18 protein-coding genes are annotated in these 21,328 nt (G+C 32.1%); 8 read left to right on the forward strand and 10 right to left on the reverse strand.

From position 1 onward, the window contains the following. Window positions 1–265 precede the first annotated feature (265 nt). Window positions 266–2,266 (forward strand): PBP2a family beta-lactam-resistant peptidoglycan transpeptidase MecA1, encoded by a 2,001-nt coding sequence (mecA1, locus tag LQ617_RS05315; RefSeq protein WP_239739819.1) that lies wholly within the window; start codon window positions 266–268, stop codon window positions 2,264–2,266. A gap of 49 nt (window positions 2,267–2,315) precedes the next feature. Here the strand turns inward: mecA1 and LQ617_RS05320 are convergent, their stop codons facing one another. Further along, a complete protein-coding gene (locus LQ617_RS05320; protein WP_037589173.1) occupies window positions 2,316–2,501 on the reverse strand; it encodes a hypothetical protein in 186 nt (61 codons plus the stop codon). Between the two features lie 195 nt (window positions 2,502–2,696). Here LQ617_RS05320 and LQ617_RS05325 point away from each other — a divergent pair, with 195 nt between their 5' ends. From LQ617_RS05325 to uhpT, 3 genes are all read left to right on the forward strand, one after another. Next, entirely contained in the window at window positions 2,697–3,134 is a 438-nt protein-coding gene (locus LQ617_RS05325; protein ID WP_126476574.1) for a MarR family transcriptional regulator, read from the forward strand. 20 nt (window positions 3,135–3,154) lie between these two features. Continuing rightward, a complete protein-coding gene (locus tag LQ617_RS05330) occupies window positions 3,155–4,498 on the forward strand; it encodes a dihydrolipoyl dehydrogenase family protein (RefSeq protein WP_126476575.1) in 1,344 nt (447 codons plus the stop codon). 167 nt (window positions 4,499–4,665) lie between these two features. Next, window positions 4,666–6,045, forward strand: a complete 1,380-nt coding sequence (uhpT, locus tag LQ617_RS05335; RefSeq protein WP_037589170.1) for a hexose-6-phosphate:phosphate antiporter — start codon at window positions 4,666–4,668, stop codon at window positions 6,043–6,045. 34 nt (window positions 6,046–6,079) lie between these two features. Here the strand turns inward: uhpT and LQ617_RS05340 are convergent, their stop codons facing one another. The 4 genes from LQ617_RS05340 to LQ617_RS05355 all read right to left on the reverse strand — a co-directional run bounded on the left by LQ617_RS05340 (window position 6,080) and on the right by LQ617_RS05355 (window position 10,217). After that, a complete protein-coding gene (locus tag LQ617_RS05340; RefSeq protein WP_037589169.1) occupies window positions 6,080–6,814 on the reverse strand; it encodes a response regulator transcription factor in 735 nt (244 codons plus the stop codon). Between the two features lie 5 nt (window positions 6,815–6,819). After that, window positions 6,820–8,361, reverse strand: a complete 1,542-nt coding sequence (locus tag LQ617_RS05345) for a sensor histidine kinase (protein ID WP_239739821.1) — start codon at window positions 8,359–8,361, stop codon at window positions 6,820–6,822. Beyond that, entirely contained in the window at window positions 8,358–9,311 is a 954-nt protein-coding gene (locus LQ617_RS05350) for an extracellular solute-binding protein (protein ID WP_204255488.1), read from the reverse strand. The genes LQ617_RS05345 and LQ617_RS05350 overlap by 4 nt, the downstream gene beginning before the upstream one ends. A 162-nt stretch (window positions 9,312–9,473) precedes the next feature. Then, window positions 9,474–10,217 carry a glycerophosphoryl diester phosphodiesterase gene (locus LQ617_RS05355; RefSeq protein WP_126476579.1) on the reverse strand — a complete coding sequence of 248 codons (744 nt, stop codon included), beginning with the start codon at window positions 10,215–10,217 and terminating at the stop codon, window positions 9,474–9,476. A gap of 162 nt (window positions 10,218–10,379) precedes the next feature. Between LQ617_RS05355 and LQ617_RS05360 the strand changes: the two genes are divergently transcribed. After that, window positions 10,380–11,777, forward strand: a complete 1,398-nt coding sequence (locus LQ617_RS05360) for an MFS transporter (protein ID WP_239739823.1) — start codon at window positions 10,380–10,382, stop codon at window positions 11,775–11,777. A 475-nt stretch (window positions 11,778–12,252) separates the two neighbouring features. Here the strand turns inward: LQ617_RS05360 and LQ617_RS05365 are convergent, their stop codons facing one another. Continuing rightward, window positions 12,253–13,422 (reverse strand): hydroxymethylglutaryl-CoA synthase, encoded by a 1,170-nt coding sequence (locus tag LQ617_RS05365; RefSeq protein WP_196307698.1) that lies wholly within the window; start codon window positions 13,420–13,422, stop codon window positions 12,253–12,255. 102 nt (window positions 13,423–13,524) lie between these two features. Here LQ617_RS05365 and LQ617_RS05370 point away from each other — a divergent pair, with 102 nt between their 5' ends. The 3 genes from LQ617_RS05370 (at window position 13,525) to brnQ (ending at window position 17,821) form a co-directional block, all read left to right on the forward strand. After that, complete coding sequence (locus LQ617_RS05370; protein WP_239739825.1) at window positions 13,525–14,682, forward strand: thiolase family protein; 1,158 nt, start codon at window positions 13,525–13,527, stop codon at window positions 14,680–14,682. Further along, the gene (locus LQ617_RS05375) at window positions 14,682–15,959 is read left to right on the forward strand and encodes a hydroxymethylglutaryl-CoA reductase, degradative (protein WP_126476583.1); all 1,278 of its coding nucleotides are present in this window, start codon (window positions 14,682–14,684) and stop codon (window positions 15,957–15,959) included. Before LQ617_RS05370 ends, LQ617_RS05375 begins: the two co-directional genes overlap by 1 nt. A 503-nt stretch (window positions 15,960–16,462) precedes the next feature. Continuing rightward, the gene (brnQ, locus tag LQ617_RS05380) at window positions 16,463–17,821 is read left to right on the forward strand and encodes a branched-chain amino acid transport system II carrier protein (protein ID WP_037589161.1); all 1,359 of its coding nucleotides are present in this window, start codon (window positions 16,463–16,465) and stop codon (window positions 17,819–17,821) included. Window positions 17,822–17,878: 57 nt separating this feature from the next. Here the strand turns inward: brnQ and LQ617_RS05385 are convergent, their stop codons facing one another. The 4 genes from LQ617_RS05385 to pgaC are packed head-to-tail and all read right to left on the reverse strand — an operon-like array spanning window position 17,879 to window position 21,278. After that, window positions 17,879–18,919 (reverse strand): acyltransferase family protein, encoded by a 1,041-nt coding sequence (locus tag LQ617_RS05385; protein ID WP_239739827.1) that lies wholly within the window; start codon window positions 18,917–18,919, stop codon window positions 17,879–17,881. Further along, window positions 18,912–19,778, reverse strand: a complete 867-nt coding sequence (gene icaB / locus LQ617_RS05390; RefSeq protein WP_239739829.1) for an intercellular adhesin biosynthesis polysaccharide N-deacetylase — start codon at window positions 19,776–19,778, stop codon at window positions 18,912–18,914. The genes LQ617_RS05385 and icaB overlap by 8 nt, the downstream gene beginning before the upstream one ends. After that, window positions 19,765–20,082: an intracellular adhesion protein IcaD gene (icaD, locus tag LQ617_RS05395; protein ID WP_078099638.1), complete on the reverse strand. Its 318-nt coding sequence runs from the start codon at window positions 20,080–20,082 to the stop codon at window positions 19,765–19,767. The genes icaB and icaD overlap by 14 nt, the downstream gene beginning before the upstream one ends. Further along, window positions 20,046–21,278 carry a poly-beta-1,6-N-acetyl-D-glucosamine synthase gene (gene pgaC, locus LQ617_RS05400; protein ID WP_239739831.1) on the reverse strand — a complete coding sequence of 411 codons (1,233 nt, stop codon included), beginning with the start codon at window positions 21,276–21,278 and terminating at the stop codon, window positions 20,046–20,048. The genes icaD and pgaC overlap by 37 nt, the downstream gene beginning before the upstream one ends. Window positions 21,279–21,328 lie beyond the last annotated feature (50 nt).

Consider the following 21,328-nt stretch of genomic DNA (forward strand, 5'->3'; position numbering starts at 1 on the left):
ATCGCTGGTGTTATTACAAGCATTATTGATTTAATCAAGACTTGCATTCAAACTTTCGGTTAATTTTCAGTTTTATTGCATTAAAAAGGCAGAGGAAATATTCAATCTTTTGATTGTTTCCTCTGCTTTTTTAAATATATAGTTGTAAAATACAAATGATTTTAGTTTAATGTTTTAATTTGAAAAGGTATTATTGATATAACTATATTCTTTCAATAGAATAAATGAAACACTCATTCTTAGTCCTAATTCTGGGAGGATTCTTATGAAAAAATTAATCATCGCCATCGTGATAGTAATCATCGCTGTTGGTTCAGGCGTATTCTTTTATGCATCTAAAGATAAGAAAATAAACGAAACAATTGATGCCATTGAAGATAAAAACGTTAAGCAAGTCTTCAAAAATAGTACTTACCAATCTAAAAACGATAATGGTGAAGTAGAAATGACAGACCGTCCTATTAAGATTTATGACAGTCTCGGCGTCAAAGATATCAACATTAAAGATCGTGATATCAAAAAGGTTTCAAAAGACAAAAAGCAAGTCACAGCAAAATATGAACTTCAAACGAATTACGGCAAAATTAATCGCGACGTAAAATTAAACTTTATTAAAGAAGATAAAGATTGGAAATTGGATTGGAATCAAAGTGTCATTATTCCAGGCATGAAGAAAAATCAATCTATCAATATTGAACCATTGAAATCAGAACGAGGTAAGATTTTAGACCGAAACAATGTAGAGTTAGCCACTACAGGAACAGCACATGAAGTTGGCATTGTTCCTAATAATGTTTCGACAAATGATTATAAAGCAATCGCTGAAAAATTAGACCTTTCAGAATCGTACATTAAACAACAAACAGAACAGGACTGGGTTAAAGATGATACATTCGTCCCTCTTAAGACTGTTCAAAATATGAATCAAGATACAAAGAATTTTGTTGAGAAGTATCATCTCACAACACAAGAAACAGAAAGTCGACAGTATCCGCTTGAAGAAGCAACAACGCACTTGCTTGGTTATGTTGGCCCTATTAACTCAGAAGAATTAAAGCAAAAAGCATTTAAAGGTTATAAAAAAGATGCCATCGTCGGTAAAAAAGGGATCGAAAAACTTTACGATAAAGAACTTCAAAATAAAGACGGGTATCGTGTCACAATTATTGATGATAATAATAAAGTGATAGATACATTGATTAAGAAAAAGAAAAAAGATGGCAAAGATATTAAATTAACCATTGATGCCAGAGTTCAAAAAAGTATTTATAACAACATGAAAGATGACTACGGTTCAGGGACTGCTATTCATCCACAAACAGGCGAATTGTTAGCACTTGTCAGCACGCCATCTTATGATGTTTATCCATTTATGAACGGTATGAGCGATGAAGATTATAAGAAATTAACAGAAGATGATAAAGAGCCACTTCTTAATAAGTTCCAAATCACGACATCACCAGGTTCTACTCAAAAAATATTAACAGCTATGATTGGCTTAAATAATAAGACGTTAGACGACAAAACAAGTTATAAAATTAACGGAAAAGGCTGGCAAAAAGATAAATCTTGGGGTGATTACAACGTCACAAGATATGAAGTTGTTAATGGTGATATCGACTTAAAACAAGCTATTGAATCATCGGATAATATCTTCTTTGCGAGAGTTGCACTTGAATTAGGAAGTAAAAAATTCGAAGAAGGTATGAAACGTCTAGGTGTTGGTGAAGATATCCCGAGTGATTATCCATTCTATAATGCACAAATTTCAAATAAGAACTTAGATAATGAAATATTGTTAGCTGACTCAGGTTATGGCCAAGGTGAAATATTGATTAATCCAGTTCAAATTCTTTCAATATACAGTGCATTAGAGAATAAAGGTAATGTGAATGCACCACATGTACTGAAAGATACGAAAAATAAAGTCTGGAAGAAGAATATCATTTCCCAGGAAAATATTAAATTGTTAACAGACGGTATGCAACAAGTCGTCAACAAAACACATAGAGAAGATATTTATAGATCATATGCCAACTTAGTTGGTAAATCAGGTACAGCTGAACTCAAGATGAAACAAGGTGAGACAGGACAACAAATAGGCTGGTTCATTTCATATGATAAAGATAATCCAAATATGATGATGGCTATTAATGTGAAAGATGTTCAAGATAAAGGTATGGCAAGTTATAATGCCGAAATATCAGGAAAAGTGTATGACGATTTATATGATAACGGCAAGAAAACGTATCGTATTGATAAATAAACAAACAGAGCAGCATCCAATTACGGATGCTGCTCTGTTTGTTATATCTTTAAAATATATTCATAAGAATCCTTGATATATATAGTAATGCAAGAATTAAACTACATATAAATACCATGCTCATATATTTTTTCTTTTTAGGCTTTGCTGCTTCTATTTCGTCTTTATTCTCTAGATATTCTAGCAATTCTTTCTCTATTTCCTCATTAATATCTTTGTCATGATTTTCACTCACAACTATCCCTCCACGACTACATGTTCATCTTTAAATTTATATTATTACAATTTCTGTAAAAGGACAATCTTTACTTTTGTTATTTATAAGTTATCAACATTAGTATCTTTTTTCAATTTGTGAGCACCTTCTTTGATTAATCGTGCGCGATAGTTTAATATATAATCAATCGCACACGATAGAAAGGAGTATTTTATGGATCACAATATGAAGCTAGCCAATCAAGTATGTTTCTCAGCATATAATGTAAGTCGATTATTTGCTCAATTTTATGAAAAAGAACTTAAGTCATTTGGTTTAACTTACTCACAATATTTAGTCTTACTTTCATTATGGGAAGAAAATCCTCAAACATTACATTCGATTGGTCAGAAATTGGACCTTTCAAGCAACACGCTTACCCCACTTCTTAAAAGATTAGAACAATCAGGATGGGTTACTCGACAAAAATCAGACCAAGACAAAAGACAATTAATTGTTTCATTAACTCAAAAAGGAAAAGAACAAAAACAACCTATTTATGATGCCATCTCTAAATGTATATCAGAAGAAATGGATTTAGAATTATACAAACAAACGAAAGACATTATGGATCAATTAGAAACAACTTTAAGAAAGCAATTAAATAAATAATATATAAAGGATGATAAACTATGAAAAAATTTGATGTTGTATTTATAGGTAGTGGCCATGCTGCATGGCATGCTGCGTTAACGTTAAAACATGCTGGCAAATCTGTAGCAATTATAGAAAAAGACACGATAGCTGGTACATGTACGAATTATGGCTGTAATGCCAAAATCTTACTTGAAGGACCTTATGAAGTTCTAGAAGAAGCTAGTCACTATCCTCAAATTATTGAATCTGATCAATTACATGTAAACTGGGAGAACTTGATGCAATATAAGAAAGCTGTCATTAATCCTCTTTCTAATACGCTTAAATCTATGTTTGAACAACAAGGTATTGAAGTAATCATGGGTGCCGGTAAATTAGTAGATGCTCATACAATTGATGTTGAAGGCACACCTATTCAAGCAGAGAACATCGTTATTGCCACAGGTCAACATAGTAATAAATTAGATATAGAAGGTAGTGCATTAACACATGATAGTCGTGACTTTTTATCTTTAGATAAAATGCCAAATAACATCACATTTATTGGTGCCGGTATCATTAGCATCGAATTCGCTTCAATCGCAATTAAATCTGGCGCTGAGGTTCACGTCATCCACCATACAGACAAACCATTAGAAGGCTTTAATGAAAAACATATCGCTAAATTAATTCATAAATTAGAAGCAGAAGGCGTACAATTCCATTTCAATGAAAATGTTCAATCAGTCCAACAAGCTGGCAACAGTTACAACGTTACAACAGAATCTGGACTTAGCATTGACACTGAATATGTACTAGACGCAACAGGTCGTAAACCAAATGTACAAAATATAGGATTAGACGAATTAGGCATTGAATATAGTGAAAAAGGTATTCGAGTTGATGATCATTTAAGAACAAACATACACAACATATATGCAAGCGGAGATGTATTAGATAAAACAATTCCTAAATTAACACCAACAGCAACATTTGAATCTAACTACATCGCGTCTCACATATTGGGCATCAATCCAAACCCTATTCAATATCCAGCAATACCATCAGTACTATACTCATTACCAAGACTTTCACAAATCGGTGTTACTGTTAAAGAAGCAGAAGATAACGAAGCATATACAATAAAAGACATACCGTTCGGTAAACAAATGGTATTTGAATATAAAAATGAAATAGAAGCAGAAATGACAATTATATTAAACGCAGACAAACAACTCGTAGGCGCAGAAATCTACGCAGACGACGCAGCAAACTTAATCAACCTACTCACATTTATCGTTAACCAAAAACTAACAGCCAAAGACCTTAATCAACTCATCTTTGCATTCCCAGGCTCATCAAGCGGCGTGCTAGATTTATTAAAAGTAGCAATGATGTAATATTAAAAAACAGAGGTAAGACTACCGCCACTAATACGGAAGACTTACCTCTGTTTTTGTTTTGGAAAATCACTTCACTTTTTTGGATAAAATGACATTTCTTCGTATATAAAGCGCTTACACAAATTGCTAAGATTTTTATATACAAAACTACACGGGGTGATTACATGCAATTTTTTGAAATTAACAAAATTCCTAACAAAGGAATTCCACTTTCAACTCAAAGAAAGTTATGGCTTCGACACTTTATGAAAGCTTTCTTTGTAGTATTCTTTACATATATGGCAATGTATTTAATTAGAAATAACTTTAAAGCTGCTCAGCCATTACTAAAAGAAGAAGTCGGTCTGACTACTTTAGAATTAGGATATATCGGGTTAGCGTTTAGTATTACATATGGGCTTGGTAAATCATTACTTGGCTATTTTATAGATGGTAAGAACACTAAGAAAGTTATTTCATTCTTACTTGTTTTAGCAGCACTTGCTGTTTTAATAATGGGCTTTACGCTTAGTTACTTTGGTTCTATTTTAGGACTATTCATTGTTTTATGGGGATTAAACGGTGTGTTCCAATCAGTTGGTGGTCCAGCTAGTTATTCGACAATCTCAAGATGGGCACCACGTTCGAAAAGAGGACGTTATCTTGGATTTTGGAATACTTCACATAATATCGGTGGTGCAATAGCCGGTGGACTTGCTTTATGGGGTGCACATACATTCTTTAATGGTAGTGTTGTTGGTATGTTTATCTTCCCTTCAGTCATTGCTTTAATTATAGGTATTGCAGGTTTATTCATTGGTAAAGATGATCCTGAAGAATTAGGTTGGAATCGTGCTGAAGAAATATGGGAAGAACCAATTGAGCAAGAAAATATTGATTCAGTTCATATGTCAAAATGGGAAATTTTCAAAACTTACATATTAAAAAATCCGGTTATTTGGATTTTATGTATTTCAAACGTATTTGTTTATATAGTACGTATAGGTATAGATAACTGGGCACCTTTATACGTATCTGAACATTTAGGATTCGGTCAATCTGACGCTATCAATACCATATTCTATTTTGAGATTGGTGCACTTGTTGCTAGTTTATTATGGGGATATGTTTCCGATTTACTAAAAGGACGTCGCGCTGTCGTAGCAGTTGGTTGTATGTTTATCATTACATTTGTAGTTATACTTTATACAAATGCTACAAGTGTTGCTATGGTTAATATCGCTTTATTTGCATTAGGTGCATTAATCTTTGGACCTCAACTATTGATTGGTGTTTCATTAACAGGATTTGTACCAAAACGAGCAATCAGTGTTGCTAACGGTATGACAGGATCATTCGCTTATTTATTCGGTGATTCAATGGCCAAAGTAGGACTAGCTGCTATTGCAGACCCTAAATCAAAAGGATTAAATGTATTTGGATACACACTTAGCGGTTGGACAGATGTCTTTATCGTCTTCTACTTCGCTTTATTCATTGGTATCATTTTATTATGTATCGTTGCATATTATGAAGAAAAGAAAATACGCTCATTAAATATTTAATATAAAAAAGGAATGGATTTTAACCCATTCCTTTTTATTTTTTCATATAATCACTTGGTGATACTTCTAAATATTTTTTGAATTGATAACTAAACACTTTATATTCTGAAAATCCTACCATGTCAGCTACTTCATAATGTTTATAATGGTGTTCTAGTAGATGAAGGGATTTAAATACTCTATATCTATTTAAGTAATCTAATATTGTAATACCTACTTCTTGTTTAAAAATCCTCATAAGATAGCTTTCACTTGCGTCAAATTGACTAAGCATTTCTTTCACTGATTGTTTATCATGATAATGTTTACGGATATATTGAATGATTTTATTTACATAATAGTCATCATAATCAACCTCTTTTAAAGGTTTGAACACTTCTATATCTACTTTTTCTTCTTGATCATCATACTTTTCATAAATCTTATTGAGTATTTGTTTTAATTCTTGTTGGTTAATAGGTTTAAGTAAATAATCTGTTACTTTATGTTGAATGCCTGCTTTCATATATTCGTAATCGTCATAACTAGATAAAATAATTTTCTCACAAGAAATGTCTTTAATGTTCTCTAGTAATTGTATGCCATTCATCTTAGGCATTCTAATATCAATAATCACAAGTAGTGGATGATTAAGATGAATTAATTCCAGTGCCTCTTCTCCGTCTTTTGCTAACAATACTTCATTGAAATTATAATCAGACCATTGTATAGAAGACTTCAAACCTTCTCTTATAATTCTCTCATCATCACAAATAATAACTGTATGCATAATACTCACCTACCTTTAGGAATTCTTAGAGCAATCATTGTGCCTTTATTTTCAATTGAATAAATTTTTATTTTTGATCTTAAACCATACTTCAAGATTAATTTATGATTTAAATGGTTTAATCCTAAATGTGTTGTTTCATAAACAGAAAGATTTAAATTTTCTCGCGTTAATCTTAGTTGTTCTTTTGACATGCCATCCCCATCATCTTTAACAATAATAAGAAGATGATGCGCGTTTTCTCTTATTCGAATATTAATTGTCAAATCATGTTCACGTTCATTATGTTTGATCGCATTTTCTATAAATGGAAATATACACATTTTATCGATTTTCATTTCTTTAATATCAGAAGGTACATCGATTAATAATTTTATTTTGTCGTCAAATCTTACATTTTGAATTGAGATATATTTCTTTATATATAGGAGTTCATCTTTAACAAGTACATTATCAGACTTAACTCTTAATGAATATCTCAGCATTTCTGATAGTTGTTGCAAAATTTCTTCCGCCTTGTTCGGAGAAGTACTTACAAGATATTGTATCGTTTGCATTGTATTGAATAAAAAATGCGGGTGAAATTGTCTTTCTATTTCTTTAAGTTGAATTTCTCTCAATGATTTTTCTGTATCTTCAATTGAATGAATTAATGCTTCATTGGATTCAAACAAATCATAAACATACTTATTAATTTCTTCTAGTTCACTCGTACGAGATAAAGGTTCATATGTTCCGAGCTTTCTTTCTTTAGCGTATTTAATTCGCTTAATAATTGATTCTATATCTCGCGTTTGAACTTGAGAAATTTTACTAGAAGAAATGTAACCAAATATAGTTAAAATGACGAATGTTAACAACATAATTGATAATAATTTAAAACCGTCATTCAATATTTCATGTATATCTTTTAATAAAACAATGTGTGCATTTAACTCAGGTAGATATTCACTTTTATAAACATAGCCAAATTTAGATAATGTGACTTTATAGTTTGACGGGATCTTTTCATAATTTGAATACAAGACATTATCATAACTATCTACTAATAATAAATGTTGATTATTTTTATAATGCAATTGATTCAAATAAGGTTGTTCTTCTATGTATATCGAAAGTTTATAATAACCATTGTTAAACTTTATATTTTGACTTTTTATGCGAAGTAAATTCGATAAATTTTTGTCTTCATAATTATTCGTCATTTTTATATCATGATTTTCTAATATATAAATCATGGTAGCATCTTTTATGTGAATCGAGTCATTAATGAGACGACGTATTTCTGTTTTATCATGATCATTCTTAGGATTTAAAGATTCAAATTTGTGTTTATCATTCTTAATGGCTTTTGTAACTTTTTGATTTAATGACGTGACAATATCTTTACTTTCAACTATATTATGCTTCAAACTATTTATTTCAATCATTCTGTATACGCCTAAAAATGTTGCAAATCCTATTAATATAATTAAAAATGCCGGTAGTATAGTAGTGATAAATAAAGATTTTCTAATCATACGTTGATAAGGTTTAGTTGGTATCATTGAATCAACTCCAAAAATTGCTTTCTTGATAAGTGACTAATGTCCTCATCTTTAATAACAGGTATTTCCCTGAACTTTGCTGCAACTTGCTTATTTTGATTAAAAACATCTTTTCTACCAGACTGAATTTTATACTCATCTGCTATTTTTTGTTGAACTTTTTTACTTTGTAAATAATTAATCAGTTTTTTACTTTTCGGATTAATATTTTCTTTTTTTACAAGTGCGATGCCGTCATGATTCAACATTGTACCTTCACTTGGATAAATCATTTTCAAAGGATAACCTTTATTAATATAAGCTTTAGCATCCGATTCATAACTTAAACCAGCATAATATTTACCTTTTGCTACTTCTTGAATAACTTTAGAAGATTTATCAACTTTATTTGCAGAAGCCATAAAATCTTTTACGTCATCAACATCATGGTTGATACTTTCAATAGCTTTCATATGCTGATATCCTGTCGTTGTTTCTAAAGGATTAGAATAGACCACTTTACCTTTCAATTCATCTGCATGTAAGTCTTTATAACCTCTAACTTTAATATTTCCTATTAAGTCTTCGTTCACAACAATCGTAGTTGGCATTAATATGAAATCTGATACATACGGAACTTTTTGTTTAGCATATTTCATATACTTCTGATTTTTCGATTCGTATACTTCAAAATCATCTGGATGTTCAATCATTTCTGACAAAACACCACCAACCACAATATCCCCTAGTTCATCTTCATCTGATTGATGTATTTCCCTTAATAATACTTGTGTAGAACCCTGCTTTAGTTCAACTTTAACATTTTCAGTTTGCTCAAAGTCATTTAATAAAGAACGTATTAATTCTCTAGGATACGGAGAATAAACAGTTATCGTTTCTTGATGATTGTTTAATTTCTCACAGCCAGAAACAATCAATAATAAGCAAACTAAAACAAAAAATTTTTTCATACTTTTTCTCCCGTTTATTGTTTTTCATTTACTACTCTTGAAATTATTTTATCATTTGGAATAAATTATCAATATGTTTTTTTACATATTACAAACAAAAAACACTAGGTTATTCTATTTGAACAACCTAGTGTTTAAAAGATTATATTTTTATAGTCTCTCCTACTCAGACAAATGCACCATTTTATCTGCACTGTCTGTGAATATGCCATCAACGCCCCAGTTTGCTAGTTGGTTTGCGCGAGCTGGTTTGTTTACGGTCCAAACGTTTAATTCATAACCCGCTTCTTTGACCATTCTTACTTTTGCTTTTGTGAGTTTGGCATCTTCTGTATTCACTATCTTCGCATTGCAATAGTCTAACAATGTTCTCCAGTCTTCTTTGAATCCTGTTGTATGGAAGATGACGGCTCTTTTATATTCTGGCATGATTTCTTCTGCTAGTTTAACGAGTACAACGTTAAAACTTGATATGAGTACTTCTTGATTTTGATTTAAGTTTGCTAGTTTTTCTTTAACTTGTTTTACCATACTTTTAGATAGGGCCAGTCCATTCGGTCCAGTGACGCCTTTTAATTCTACGTTTAAGTTCATGTTATATTCATTCGCTATTTCTATAACATCATCGAATGTTGGTAAGTGTTCATCTTTAAATTTCTCACCATACCATGATCCTGCTGATGCTTCTTTTAATTCTTCATAGTTTAATGCTGTTATTTCCCCGGACATACTTGTTGTACGGTCTAAATAGTCATCATGAATGATGATTAATTGTTCATCTTTTGTAATACCTACATCTAATTCTAGCCAATTTACGCCTTCTATTTCTGAAGCCGCTTTAAAAGATGCTATTGTATTTTCTGGAGCTTTACTAGGTAATCCTCTATGTCCATATATTGTTAACATATTACCTCTCCTTGCGTTTTTTATTTTTAATTTGTTAATTTTTTGATTCTTAGGGTATATATTTACAACAAACATCCGTAGAATCAGCATAACTGTATTATCACATTAATGGTCTGTTTATTGCCAACAAAATGTGTAACTTATTTTTAGGAGGGTATGGTTATGGCTAGTGAAACAATTACAATACATACGAAACAGGATATTATCGATTATGTGAACGAACGGAAGACGACAAAGCGTACGTCACTATTATTGATTATCGTATTAGGTACAATATTTTTAGATGCTTATGATTTAACAATATTAGGTACAGCGACTGATCAACTTACGCAAGAATTCAAACTTTCTCCAACTTACTTATCATTTATTATGACAGCAATGCCATTCGGTGCATTATTTGGTGCTGCGATTGGTGGATTTTACGCCTATAAATTAGGTCGTAAATTGATTCTATCTGTCTCACTTATCTCTTTAATCATCGGGGCGATTGGTGCCGCGTTATCACCTGCACCAGCTATTTTATTATGTTTCAGATTATTAATGGGCTTTGCGATTGGCATGGATAGCCCAGTTGCTTTTACATTTATAGCAGAAATCAGTAATAAAAAAGATAAGGGCCGTAACGTCAACTATTGGCAAGTTGTTTGGTATATCGCCGTTGTATCTTCGGCTCTTATCGTTATTTTATTATATTCTCTTGGAACTGGCGCTTGGTTATGGCGTTATTCTGTAGCTCTCGGTGCATTGTTCGCAACGATTATACTCGTATTAAGATTATTTTATTTAAGCGAAAGTCCATCATGGTCAATGAAAAATAAAACCTTAACAGAAGCGAGTAAAGAACTCGAGAAGAACTACAACATCAATGTGAATATCGAGCCCAATAAAGGTGAAAATGAATCATTTAGTAAAACAGAAGTTAAAAATCCTTTACGTACGTTATTTAATAAACGCTATCGAAAAAGAACAATATTAGCGACTTCCATTGCAACATTACAAGGTATGCAGTACTACGCAATCGGGCTGTATATTCCTTTAATCGCAATTTATATTATCGGAGAAAATAAAATCGAATCTCTATCAGGTACTGCACTCATTAATATCGCGGGTATCATTGGTGGTTTAACTGGTGCATTACTCACAACAAAATACGGCGCACGTAAGTTAACAATTGCTGGGTTTAGTATTGTCGGTACAGCCATGATTATTATAGGTTTATTTTATGGACAAACCTATACATGGTTAATCGCGTTAATGGTCGCATTCTTCCTATTTGGACATTCAGGTGGACCAGGAACTCAAGGGAAAGCAATTGCCGCCCTATCATACCCTACAATCCTACGAGGTAAAGGAACAGGCTTTGTAGAATCCGTAAGTAGATTTGGTAGTATGTTTGGTACATTTATTTTCCCAATTATATTAGCTAATTTAGGATTGAATAAGACAATGCTGCTATTAGCATTAGTACCTATAGTTGGACTTATCATTACAACTTATATTAAGTGGGAACCAGTCGGTAAAGATGTCGAATACGAAGATCAATATATAGAAAAAGTTTAATACAAAAAGCAAAAGCCTAGGACGTCTTGAGAGATGTCCTAGGCTTTGATACTTATAAAGTTCAATTTTTGCTATCTTGTGAGTTTACTGCACCTTTAACTCACATGTTTGGCTATCTCGTGAGTTTATTCCGCCTTTAACTCACATCTTTTGCGATCTCGTGAGTTTATTACTTCTTTAACTCACATCTTTCACGATCTTGTGAGTTTATTACCTCTTTAACTCACATGTTTGGCTATCTCGTGAGTTTATTACACCTTTAACTCACATCTTTCACAATCTTGTGAGTTTATTACCTCTTTAACTCACATGTTTGGCTATCTCGTGAGTTTACTCCACTTTTAACTCACATGTTTCACGATCTCGTGAGTTTACTACATCTTTAACTCACATCTTTTCAGCAATACAACTCATACTCAAAAAATACACCTAAAAATTTCAAAAGCCTAGGACGTCTTGTCCTAGGCTTCATTTATTATTCTTCTGTTTTATATGTTCTAATGTGATCTGCGATACTGTGTAAGTATACTTTTGAATATGGGTCTTGTCTAAGTTCGCGATCGAAGTCGAATTCTTGGTTATCAAATCTATTAAAGAATGTTTCGTATTCTTCTACAGATAATTGTTCTCTTGATGCAAGCATGTCTAGGTGTTTTTCTTTATCTAGTGCTTTATCATAACCTTCTACGATTGAACCACTAAATATTTCACCTACTGCGCCTGAACCATAACTAAATAGACATACTTTTTGTCCAGCTTGGAATGTATGGTTTTGTAATAAAGAGATTAAACTTAAATACAATGAACCTGTATAAATATTTCCTACGTCTCTATTCCATAATACAGAATCTTGATATGCATCCATTAATCTGTTTTTAATTGAATCTTCTACGTTTTCGTTTAAAATAGTCTTGAAGGCTTTTTCGCCCATTTTAGTAAATGGAACGTGGAAACAGAATGATTCAAAATCATTTACTTCATGACCTGTACGTTTAGCGTATTCATTCCAAACTGTGTTGAATGATTCAATGTATGCATCTTTAGATAAAGCACCATCTACGACAGGATATTTTTCAGAAGTTGGTCTCCAGAAATCATATACGTTATTAGTATATGCAACGCTATCGTCATTTAATTCTAAAATTCTAGGATTATGACTTAATAATAAAGCGACTGCTCCTGCACCTTGTGTAGGTTCGCCACCTGAATTTAATCCGTAACGTGCGATATCAGATGCGATTACAAGTACTTTCTTGTTTGGGTTGTTTGATAAGAAATCTTTAGCAAGTTGGATAGCTGCTGTAGCTGAGTAACATGCTTCTTTCATTTCGATACAACGTGCAAATGGTTGAATATTTAATTGGTTATGAATTTCTATTGATGCTGCTTTAGAATGATCAACGCCTGATTCAGTCGCTACGATCACCATGTCGATATCTTTTTTATCTTGTTCAGATAAAATATCTTGAGCTGCGTTAATACCCATTGATATAATATCTTGGCTCACTGGATTAACGGCCATTTTATTTTGTCCGATACCAATTTTAAATTTATTTGGATCTACTCCACGAGCATTTGCCAAATCTTCCATACTTACATAAAAACTTGGGATGTAAAAATCTAATTTATCAATACCTATTGCCATAATAATTTCCTCTCAATATGTTATTTTATATATTGAATGATATCAAACTACATTAAATATTGACAATTATTAATAAATAAATTTTTAAGGAGAACATTAAATATGAATAAAGTTGTAATCGTAAGTGCTCAAAGAACACCTGTAGGAAAATTCAGAGGAAGGTTGAGTAACTACTCTGCAGTAGAATTAGGGACTGCTGCTTTAAAATCTGCAATTAATAAAATTCAACTAGATCCTAAAGATATAGAAAATGTGATTTTCGGTAACGTTGTTCAAGCAGGTACGGGACAAAATGCTGCTAGACAAATTGCTGTAAATGCTGGTTTACCATACGAAACACCTGGTATGACAGTAAACGAAGTTTGTGGATCAGGACTTAAATCTATCATCTTAGGGAAACAACTTATTCAACTTGGTGAAGCAAATGTTGTTGCTGTTGGTGGCGTTGAAAGTATGACAAACACACCAGACCTTATTCTTAAAAAAGGCGACGCACCTGTTAAAAGTTTCATGCATGATGGTTTAACAGATGTCTTTCATAATATGGCGATGGGCTTAACTGCAGAAGCAATTGCAACTAAATATGATGTAACACGTGAAGAACAAGATGCGTTTGCTTTAAATTCACACTTAAAATCTGATAAAGCAACTAAAGCTGGTAAATTTAACGAAGAAATCGTTTCATTAGAAGATGTTAATGGTGAAACAATGACTTCAGATGAATTAATTAGACCAGAAAGTACAATGGAAGACCTTGCAACATTAAAAACAATTTTCAAAGAAGACGGTACAGTGACTGCGGGGAACGCTTCAGCATTAAGCGACGGTGGTTCTGCTTTAATTTTAATGAGTGAATCATATGCGAAAGAACACGGCTACACAATCTTAGCAACTGTCGGACAACACGCTGAAATCGGCTGTGATCCATTATACATGGGTTACGCACCTTTCTATGCTGTAGAGTCACTATTAAACAAGACTGAAAAATCAATTCAAGATATCGACTTAGTTGAGATGACAGAAGCATTCTCAGCACAAAGTATTCCTGTTAAAAAGAATCTGAACATTCCAGATGAGAAATTTAACATTTATGGTGGTGCGATTGCTTTAGGTCATCCACTAGGATCAACAGGCTCAAGATTAGTTACAACGCTTGCACATGCCCTAAAACAAGAAGATAAGCAAACAGGTATCGCGACTGCTTGTATCGGTGGTGGCTTAGGCATAGCATTAATGATAGAAAAAGGAGTAGGACTTTAATGAAACCTTTAACGAAAGATTTCAGACACTTATCACGACATGAAAAAATTCAACAATTAAAAGATCATGGTTGGATTAAAGAAGAATCTGAGCAAATATTACTCAATAATTCAGAAATAGATAAAGAACTTTTAGAGAATTTAATCGAAAATGTCATTGGTCAAGGTACCCTACCAGTAGGTGTCTTACCTGAAATTATAGTAGAAGATAAAGCATACGCTGTACCTATGATGGTTGAAGAGCCTTCAGTAGTCGCAGCAGCAAGTTTCGGTTCTAAACTTTTCAACAAATCTGGTGGTCTTAAAGTTGTTCAAAGTGACAATATTAAATTAGGTCAAATCGTATTTGATAATGTTACAGATACTGCTCAACTATCTAAAGATATTTTAAATTTAGAATCAGATATCCACCAAGTAGCCGATCAAGTCTACCCTTCTATCCTTAAAAGAGGTGGCGGTTACCGTAAAATCGAAACAGATGAATTCCCTGAAGAAGGCATGCTTTCTTTAAAAGTTCATATCGATACGCGTGATGCAATGGGTGCTAATATTATCAATACCATTCTTGAAGGTATTGCACATTATTTAGAAACGCAATTAAGTGATACAAACATACTAATGAGTATCCTTTCAAACTATTCAACAACATCTGTTATTCGCATTGAAGGTAAAATTGCCGTTTCAGATTTGGATAAAGGTGATGTAAGTGGTGCAGAAGTCGCACACCGTATGGAAAGAGCATCTGTATTAGCGCACATCGACCCATATAGAGCAGTCACACATAATAAAGGTGTTATGAATGGTATTAGCTCAGTTGTATTAGCTTCAGGTAATGATACAAGAAGTGTTGAAGCAGGTGCACATGCTTATGCAAGTAAAGACGGACAATATAGAAGTTTAACAACTTGGAAATATGATAGAGATAACCAATTCTTAATAGGTGCTATAGAATTACCATTAACACTTGGCATTATTGGCGGAAGCATAGACCTCTTACCAATATCTAAAGTTACGTTAGACTTGCTAGGCGTTAAAACAGCACAAGAATTAGCACACATTGTAGCAGCAGTCGGACTCGCACAGAACTTTTCAGCATGTCGTGCACTCGTATCAGAAGGTATACAGCAAGGTCATATGAACCTACACTATAAATCATTAGCAATTAAAATCGGTGCAAAAGGTAATGAAATCCAACTTATAACAGAAGCACTTAAAAATATGGATAAGCCAAACTTAGAAGCAGCACAAGGATTACTGTATGAGATGAGAAATAACTAGAAATTTGGTGAGATTGGGTGGATTTCGGTGGAGTTCGGTGCGCTAACGATCTTGTTTCACTTTCTTGAACGTTAGAATTTCTAACGACCTTGTTTTTGAGTCTTGATCGTTAGACATCTCATTTAGTGTAAAATCACTATATTTCACCTATGATTCAGTCCGCTAACGATCTTGTTTCACTTTCTTGATCGTTAGAATTTCTAACGATCTTGTTTTTGAGTCTTGATCGTTAGATATCTCATTTAGTGTAAAATCACTATATTTCACCTATGATTCAGTCCGCTAACGATCTTGTTTCACTTTCTTGAACGTTAGAATTTCTAACGATCTTGTTTTTGAGTCTTGATCGTTAGCGCCACAATAAAATCATAAAAGAGCCTAGAACAGCAATGTACATCGTTGTTCTAGGCTCTTTCTTTGTTTATCCCGAATACCCATTTGACATCTTCTTACAATACGCATTAAGATAGTGAAGTTGATTAAAAAAATAGGAGAAATTTATCATCATGAAAAACAAACTGACTTTTAAAGAAAATATATATATTGGATCCTTACTTTTTGGCTTATTTTTTGGAGCGGGTAATTTAATCTTCCCTATTCATTTAGGTCAATTGGCGGGATCGAATGTTTTAACGGCCAATATTGGTTTCTTAATTACTGCGATTGGTTTACCGTTCTTAGGTATTATCGCAATTGGTATTTCTAAAACGAATGGAATTTTCGAGGTAACGACACGTGTGAATCGCAAATACGCTTATATCTTCACAATATTACTTTATCTTGTAATCGGACCGTTCTATGCGTTACCTAGACTTGCGACGACATCGTTTGAAATTGCATTTACACCGTTTATTTCAGATTCATCTGTCACATTATATTTATCGATATTTAGTATTTTATTCTTCTTAGTTGCTTGGTTTTTCTCAAAAAAACCTTCAAAAATTCTAGAATATATCGGTAAATTTTTAAATCCTGTATTTTTAGTCCTTTTAGGCTTATTGATTTTATTAGCGTTTATTAATCCAATTGGACAAGTATCAAATGCTAATATTAATCCTGATTATGAAAATAGCGCGTTATTAAAAGGGTTCATTGATGGTTATAATACGTTAGATGCTTTAGCTGCACTGGCATTCGGTATTATCATCGTATCCACTATTAAAAAGTTAGGTATTACAAACCCAAATCATATTGCGAAAGAAACGTTTAAATCTGGTACGATTAGCATTATTTTAATGGGTATTATTTATAGTTTATTAGCATTTATGGGTACGATGAGTTTAGGTCATTTCAAAGCGAGTGAAAATGGTGGCATAGCTTTAGCTCAAATCGCACGATATTATTTAGGTGATTACGGCATCATATTACTATCTCTAATCATTATCGTAGCTTGTTTAAAGACTGCTATAGGCTTAATCACAGCCTTTTCAGAAACATTCACTGAGCTATTTCCAAAGCAAAATTATTTAATGTTTGCAACAGTTGTAAGTATTATTTCATGTATATTTGCTAATGTTGGTTTAACAAAAATTATTGAATACTCTACTCCAGTATTAATGTTTTTATATCCATTAGCGATTACAATTATTTTGCTAACATTATTCAGTTCATTCTTTAATCATTCAAAAATTGTTTATCAATTTACGACATACTTTACAATGATTGCTTCATTTGTTGATGGTATTAAAGCAAGTCCTGAATTCATCGCAAATACAAGTTTTGCACATGCAGTTATCACTTTTGGCGAAAAATTCTTACCGTTCTTCACGATTGGAATGGGTTGGGTATTACCAGCCGTTGTCGGATTTATTATAGGTTTCATCGTATATCAATTTAAGAAATCATCATACAAAACAGCATAATATAAATAAAAGCAAGTTACCTCGTTTATGAGATAACTTGCTTTTTTATTTAAATATTTATTTGTTATAAGGTTGTCTGCCCATTACGTATTTAAAAATTTGAAATTCTCTTAATAAAATTCCAATCCCGAGACAACATCCCACAATAAACAGTAAAGATATTGGAATAAAGATGAATGTTTGTTCTTCAAATATACTTGTATATTGGAACATATATTCCAATATAATAGGATGTAGTAAATAAACAAAAAATGAATATCTACTAATCAATTCAACAGAACTAAACATAAATTCATCAAACTGTGTGCTAAAGTTAATTAAAATTAAAAATGCAAAAGTAATATATAATAAAATACGATAGTCCATACTACTAACCATCCAATAATCATGTTCTCCTACAAACACAAAGGCTATGTATGCAACGATAGCTAAAAATACAATTAAAGCGATGTATTTCGATACGAAAGCTTTAATAGCTTGATAATTATGACCTACGTAAGAACCTAAAAAGTAATAAAATAACCAACCAATTATAAATGTTTCAGGACTAAATGGATAATAGTGACTTATAAATTCTCTAACAGGTTCAACATTTTGGTAGCTATACAAATAGATTGTATTGATCATAAACGAAATGATAAGGCTCCATTTTGAAAAAAGTATTTTTGCGTTTATTCGATAGATAATCCAATTTAGTAAGAAGAACTGAATAATGATTACAATAAAATAGCCATACCAATTACCTTGAATAACATTTTCTGTGTATTGCGTTAGGAATGAATCGTTTAATTTAAGTGATTCAGAATAGCTATAGAATGCACCCATAATTAAGTAAGGTAATAATATATATTTTAGTCGTGTTCTTAAATAGCCTGTTTTTAATTTATCATTATAATTGAGTGTCGTTAATAGTTGAGACAATATAATAAATGAAGGTGTCCCGATAATTAAGATCATTCTGATCCAATATAAGACTTGTAATTGCAGTTCATCAGGTTCATTTGTGTTTGTAAACTCGGTAAAAACATGTGTTAGTACAATTAATAAACATAAAAATGTTCTTAAATATATAAATTCAATATATCTTCCTTTACTCATGATTAAATCCTTCCCATTTCTTAACAAGCTTTTTAAAAGCGTCATCACTTACCATAACTCTTGGAATGTAAAAATTATCACTATCTGGAACAACTGCTTTTTCTTCCAATGTAAATCCATACTTGATTGATGTATCGTGATCAAGTTGTTTAATTAATTTATCGTTTGCTTGACCGTACGGATATGCGATCGCTTGTTCATTTCCATCTAGTTCATCTTTAATATAGTTCGTACTTTTATCGATATCCTGTTTAATGTTCCCCTTTTCAGCATATGCTACAAATTTTGATTTTTCTTTTTTCATAGTATGCATATCATGTGTATGCGAAGCAAAATCCCATAGACCACTATTCTTCATTTCGAGTAATTCTTTTTTAGGAGACATACGAATATTATGAAAATCAGGGTCACCTACATGATCTGTTATTACAAACCCAGTTCCTTGGACATCGTATTTTTTCATAATTGGAAAGGCATTTTCATAAATACTTTGATCCATATCATCAAAATTTAACCACACGCAATTTTTAGGGAACTTACCTTTTTCTTTGTAATGAATGAATTCATCTAAAGATAAAAATTGAGCATTCTTTTCTTTTAACCATTTAATATGAGATTCGAATTGCGTGTCAGTGACACTATAAATTTTCAATTCTTTACTATTTGAGAATGCTGATAATAATTTATCTATCCATGTGTCTTCTCGTACGCGGTGATAGTTTAATGCGAGACATCCATTTTTCTCGCCACCAAGTGTTTTTTGTTTCTTAGCAAGTACTGATTGATCACTAGAAATGAACATGAATAATATCAAAGCTATCATCATCGACCACTTAAGACTCATCTTAATAATTCTCATGTGGTACAGCTCTCTTTCTTCTAACGTTGAATAGAAACGTAATCATCAAATATACTGCAATGATGATTGACCCAATCACAAAATAATTAAAAATCGAGACAATGTCACCTTTCTCAAGATTCAATATTACTCTTACAATTTGTATAAAATGATTGTCTATCGGTAATAACGAACCTACCATTACAAATAATACTGTTATGCAATATAGCCATAATATTGATGATGCTATAAATACGATTGACTCTCTAAAAATATTTAAATTTGATTCTACTCTTTTATGTTCCCTCTGTCTGGACTTGTCCATGTAGCAAACGCTCCTTTTTTTCTTTTAAGTGCTTTTGGAAATGCAACTACGACAACGATTGCATTGATTAACCAATAAAAAGTTGGATACCAACTTAAAAATATGAGAAATAAATTATTTTTTCTTTCATATCTACTATCAATCAATAAAGAAATAGTAAATTGAATGATGTTAATAAACGTCAGTAAGAATGCTGATATTAAGAAGATATTTAATTGATAATTATAGAAGTAGTAATCCAAGAAGTTTAATCGAAGTAGTGTGTAACATAAGATAACAACTATGCCATATACCCATATTACAGAAAGAATTTGTTCAATAAATAACAACCATAATGAAACGTTTCTTACTTTAAACATGTTCTTAAAATCTCTTAAAATCACTTCATGTCCACCTTGGGACCATCTTACCCTTTGTTTCCATAACCCCTTAAATGTTTCAGGCACAAGCATCCAACATAATGCTCTCGGTTCATATTTTATTTTGTATCCTGATAAATGAAACTTCCATGACACTGCAATATCTTCAGTAATCATGTCCGTATCCCAATATTGATTCTTCTCTAGTGCTTGTTTATTAAATAACGTAAACACACCAGATATCGTATTAACAAATCCGTTAATCGTTTGTGCTCTCTTTATACTGCCTATCATGCTTGCATATTCGATTGTTTGAATTTTCCCTAGTAAAGTAGATTTATTTCTAATACGTGGGTTCCCTGTTACTGCTCCGATTGTTGGATCATCAACCAAACTTTCCACCATATAATACGGTGCATCATCGTCGATAATCGTATCTGCATCCACACACATCAAATATGGGTATTGAGCATATTGAGCTGCAATATTTAACGCATTTGCTTTACCCCTATTTTCCTCTAAATTAATAAACTTAATTTTGTACACTTGTTTAAGTCTTAATAATTCTGCCTTTGTATTATCCGAGCTCCCATCATTAACAGCAATAATTTCTTTGATCGGATATGAGAGGTCATTTAAATTCTTAATCGTTTCTGCAATGGTACTCGCTTCGTTGTAACAAGCGATAATAAATGAAATCCCTTCTTGTGGTTGATAGTTAATATGCTTAGCTTTCAATTTTCTTTCGATAAAAACGTAGTAAATCAAAGTCCCGATTATCCAAAAAATCGACATAGCAATTGGATAAACGATAAAAAATAACAATAAAAGTTCCATAATCCCTCTCCCTAACGAACGGTAGTTTGTAAAAATAGTATATCATTTTC

This window comes from Mammaliicoccus sp. P-M59, assembly GCF_022386135.1.
Classification (GTDB): Bacteria; Bacillota; Bacilli; order Staphylococcales; family Staphylococcaceae; genus Mammaliicoccus; species Mammaliicoccus sciuri_A.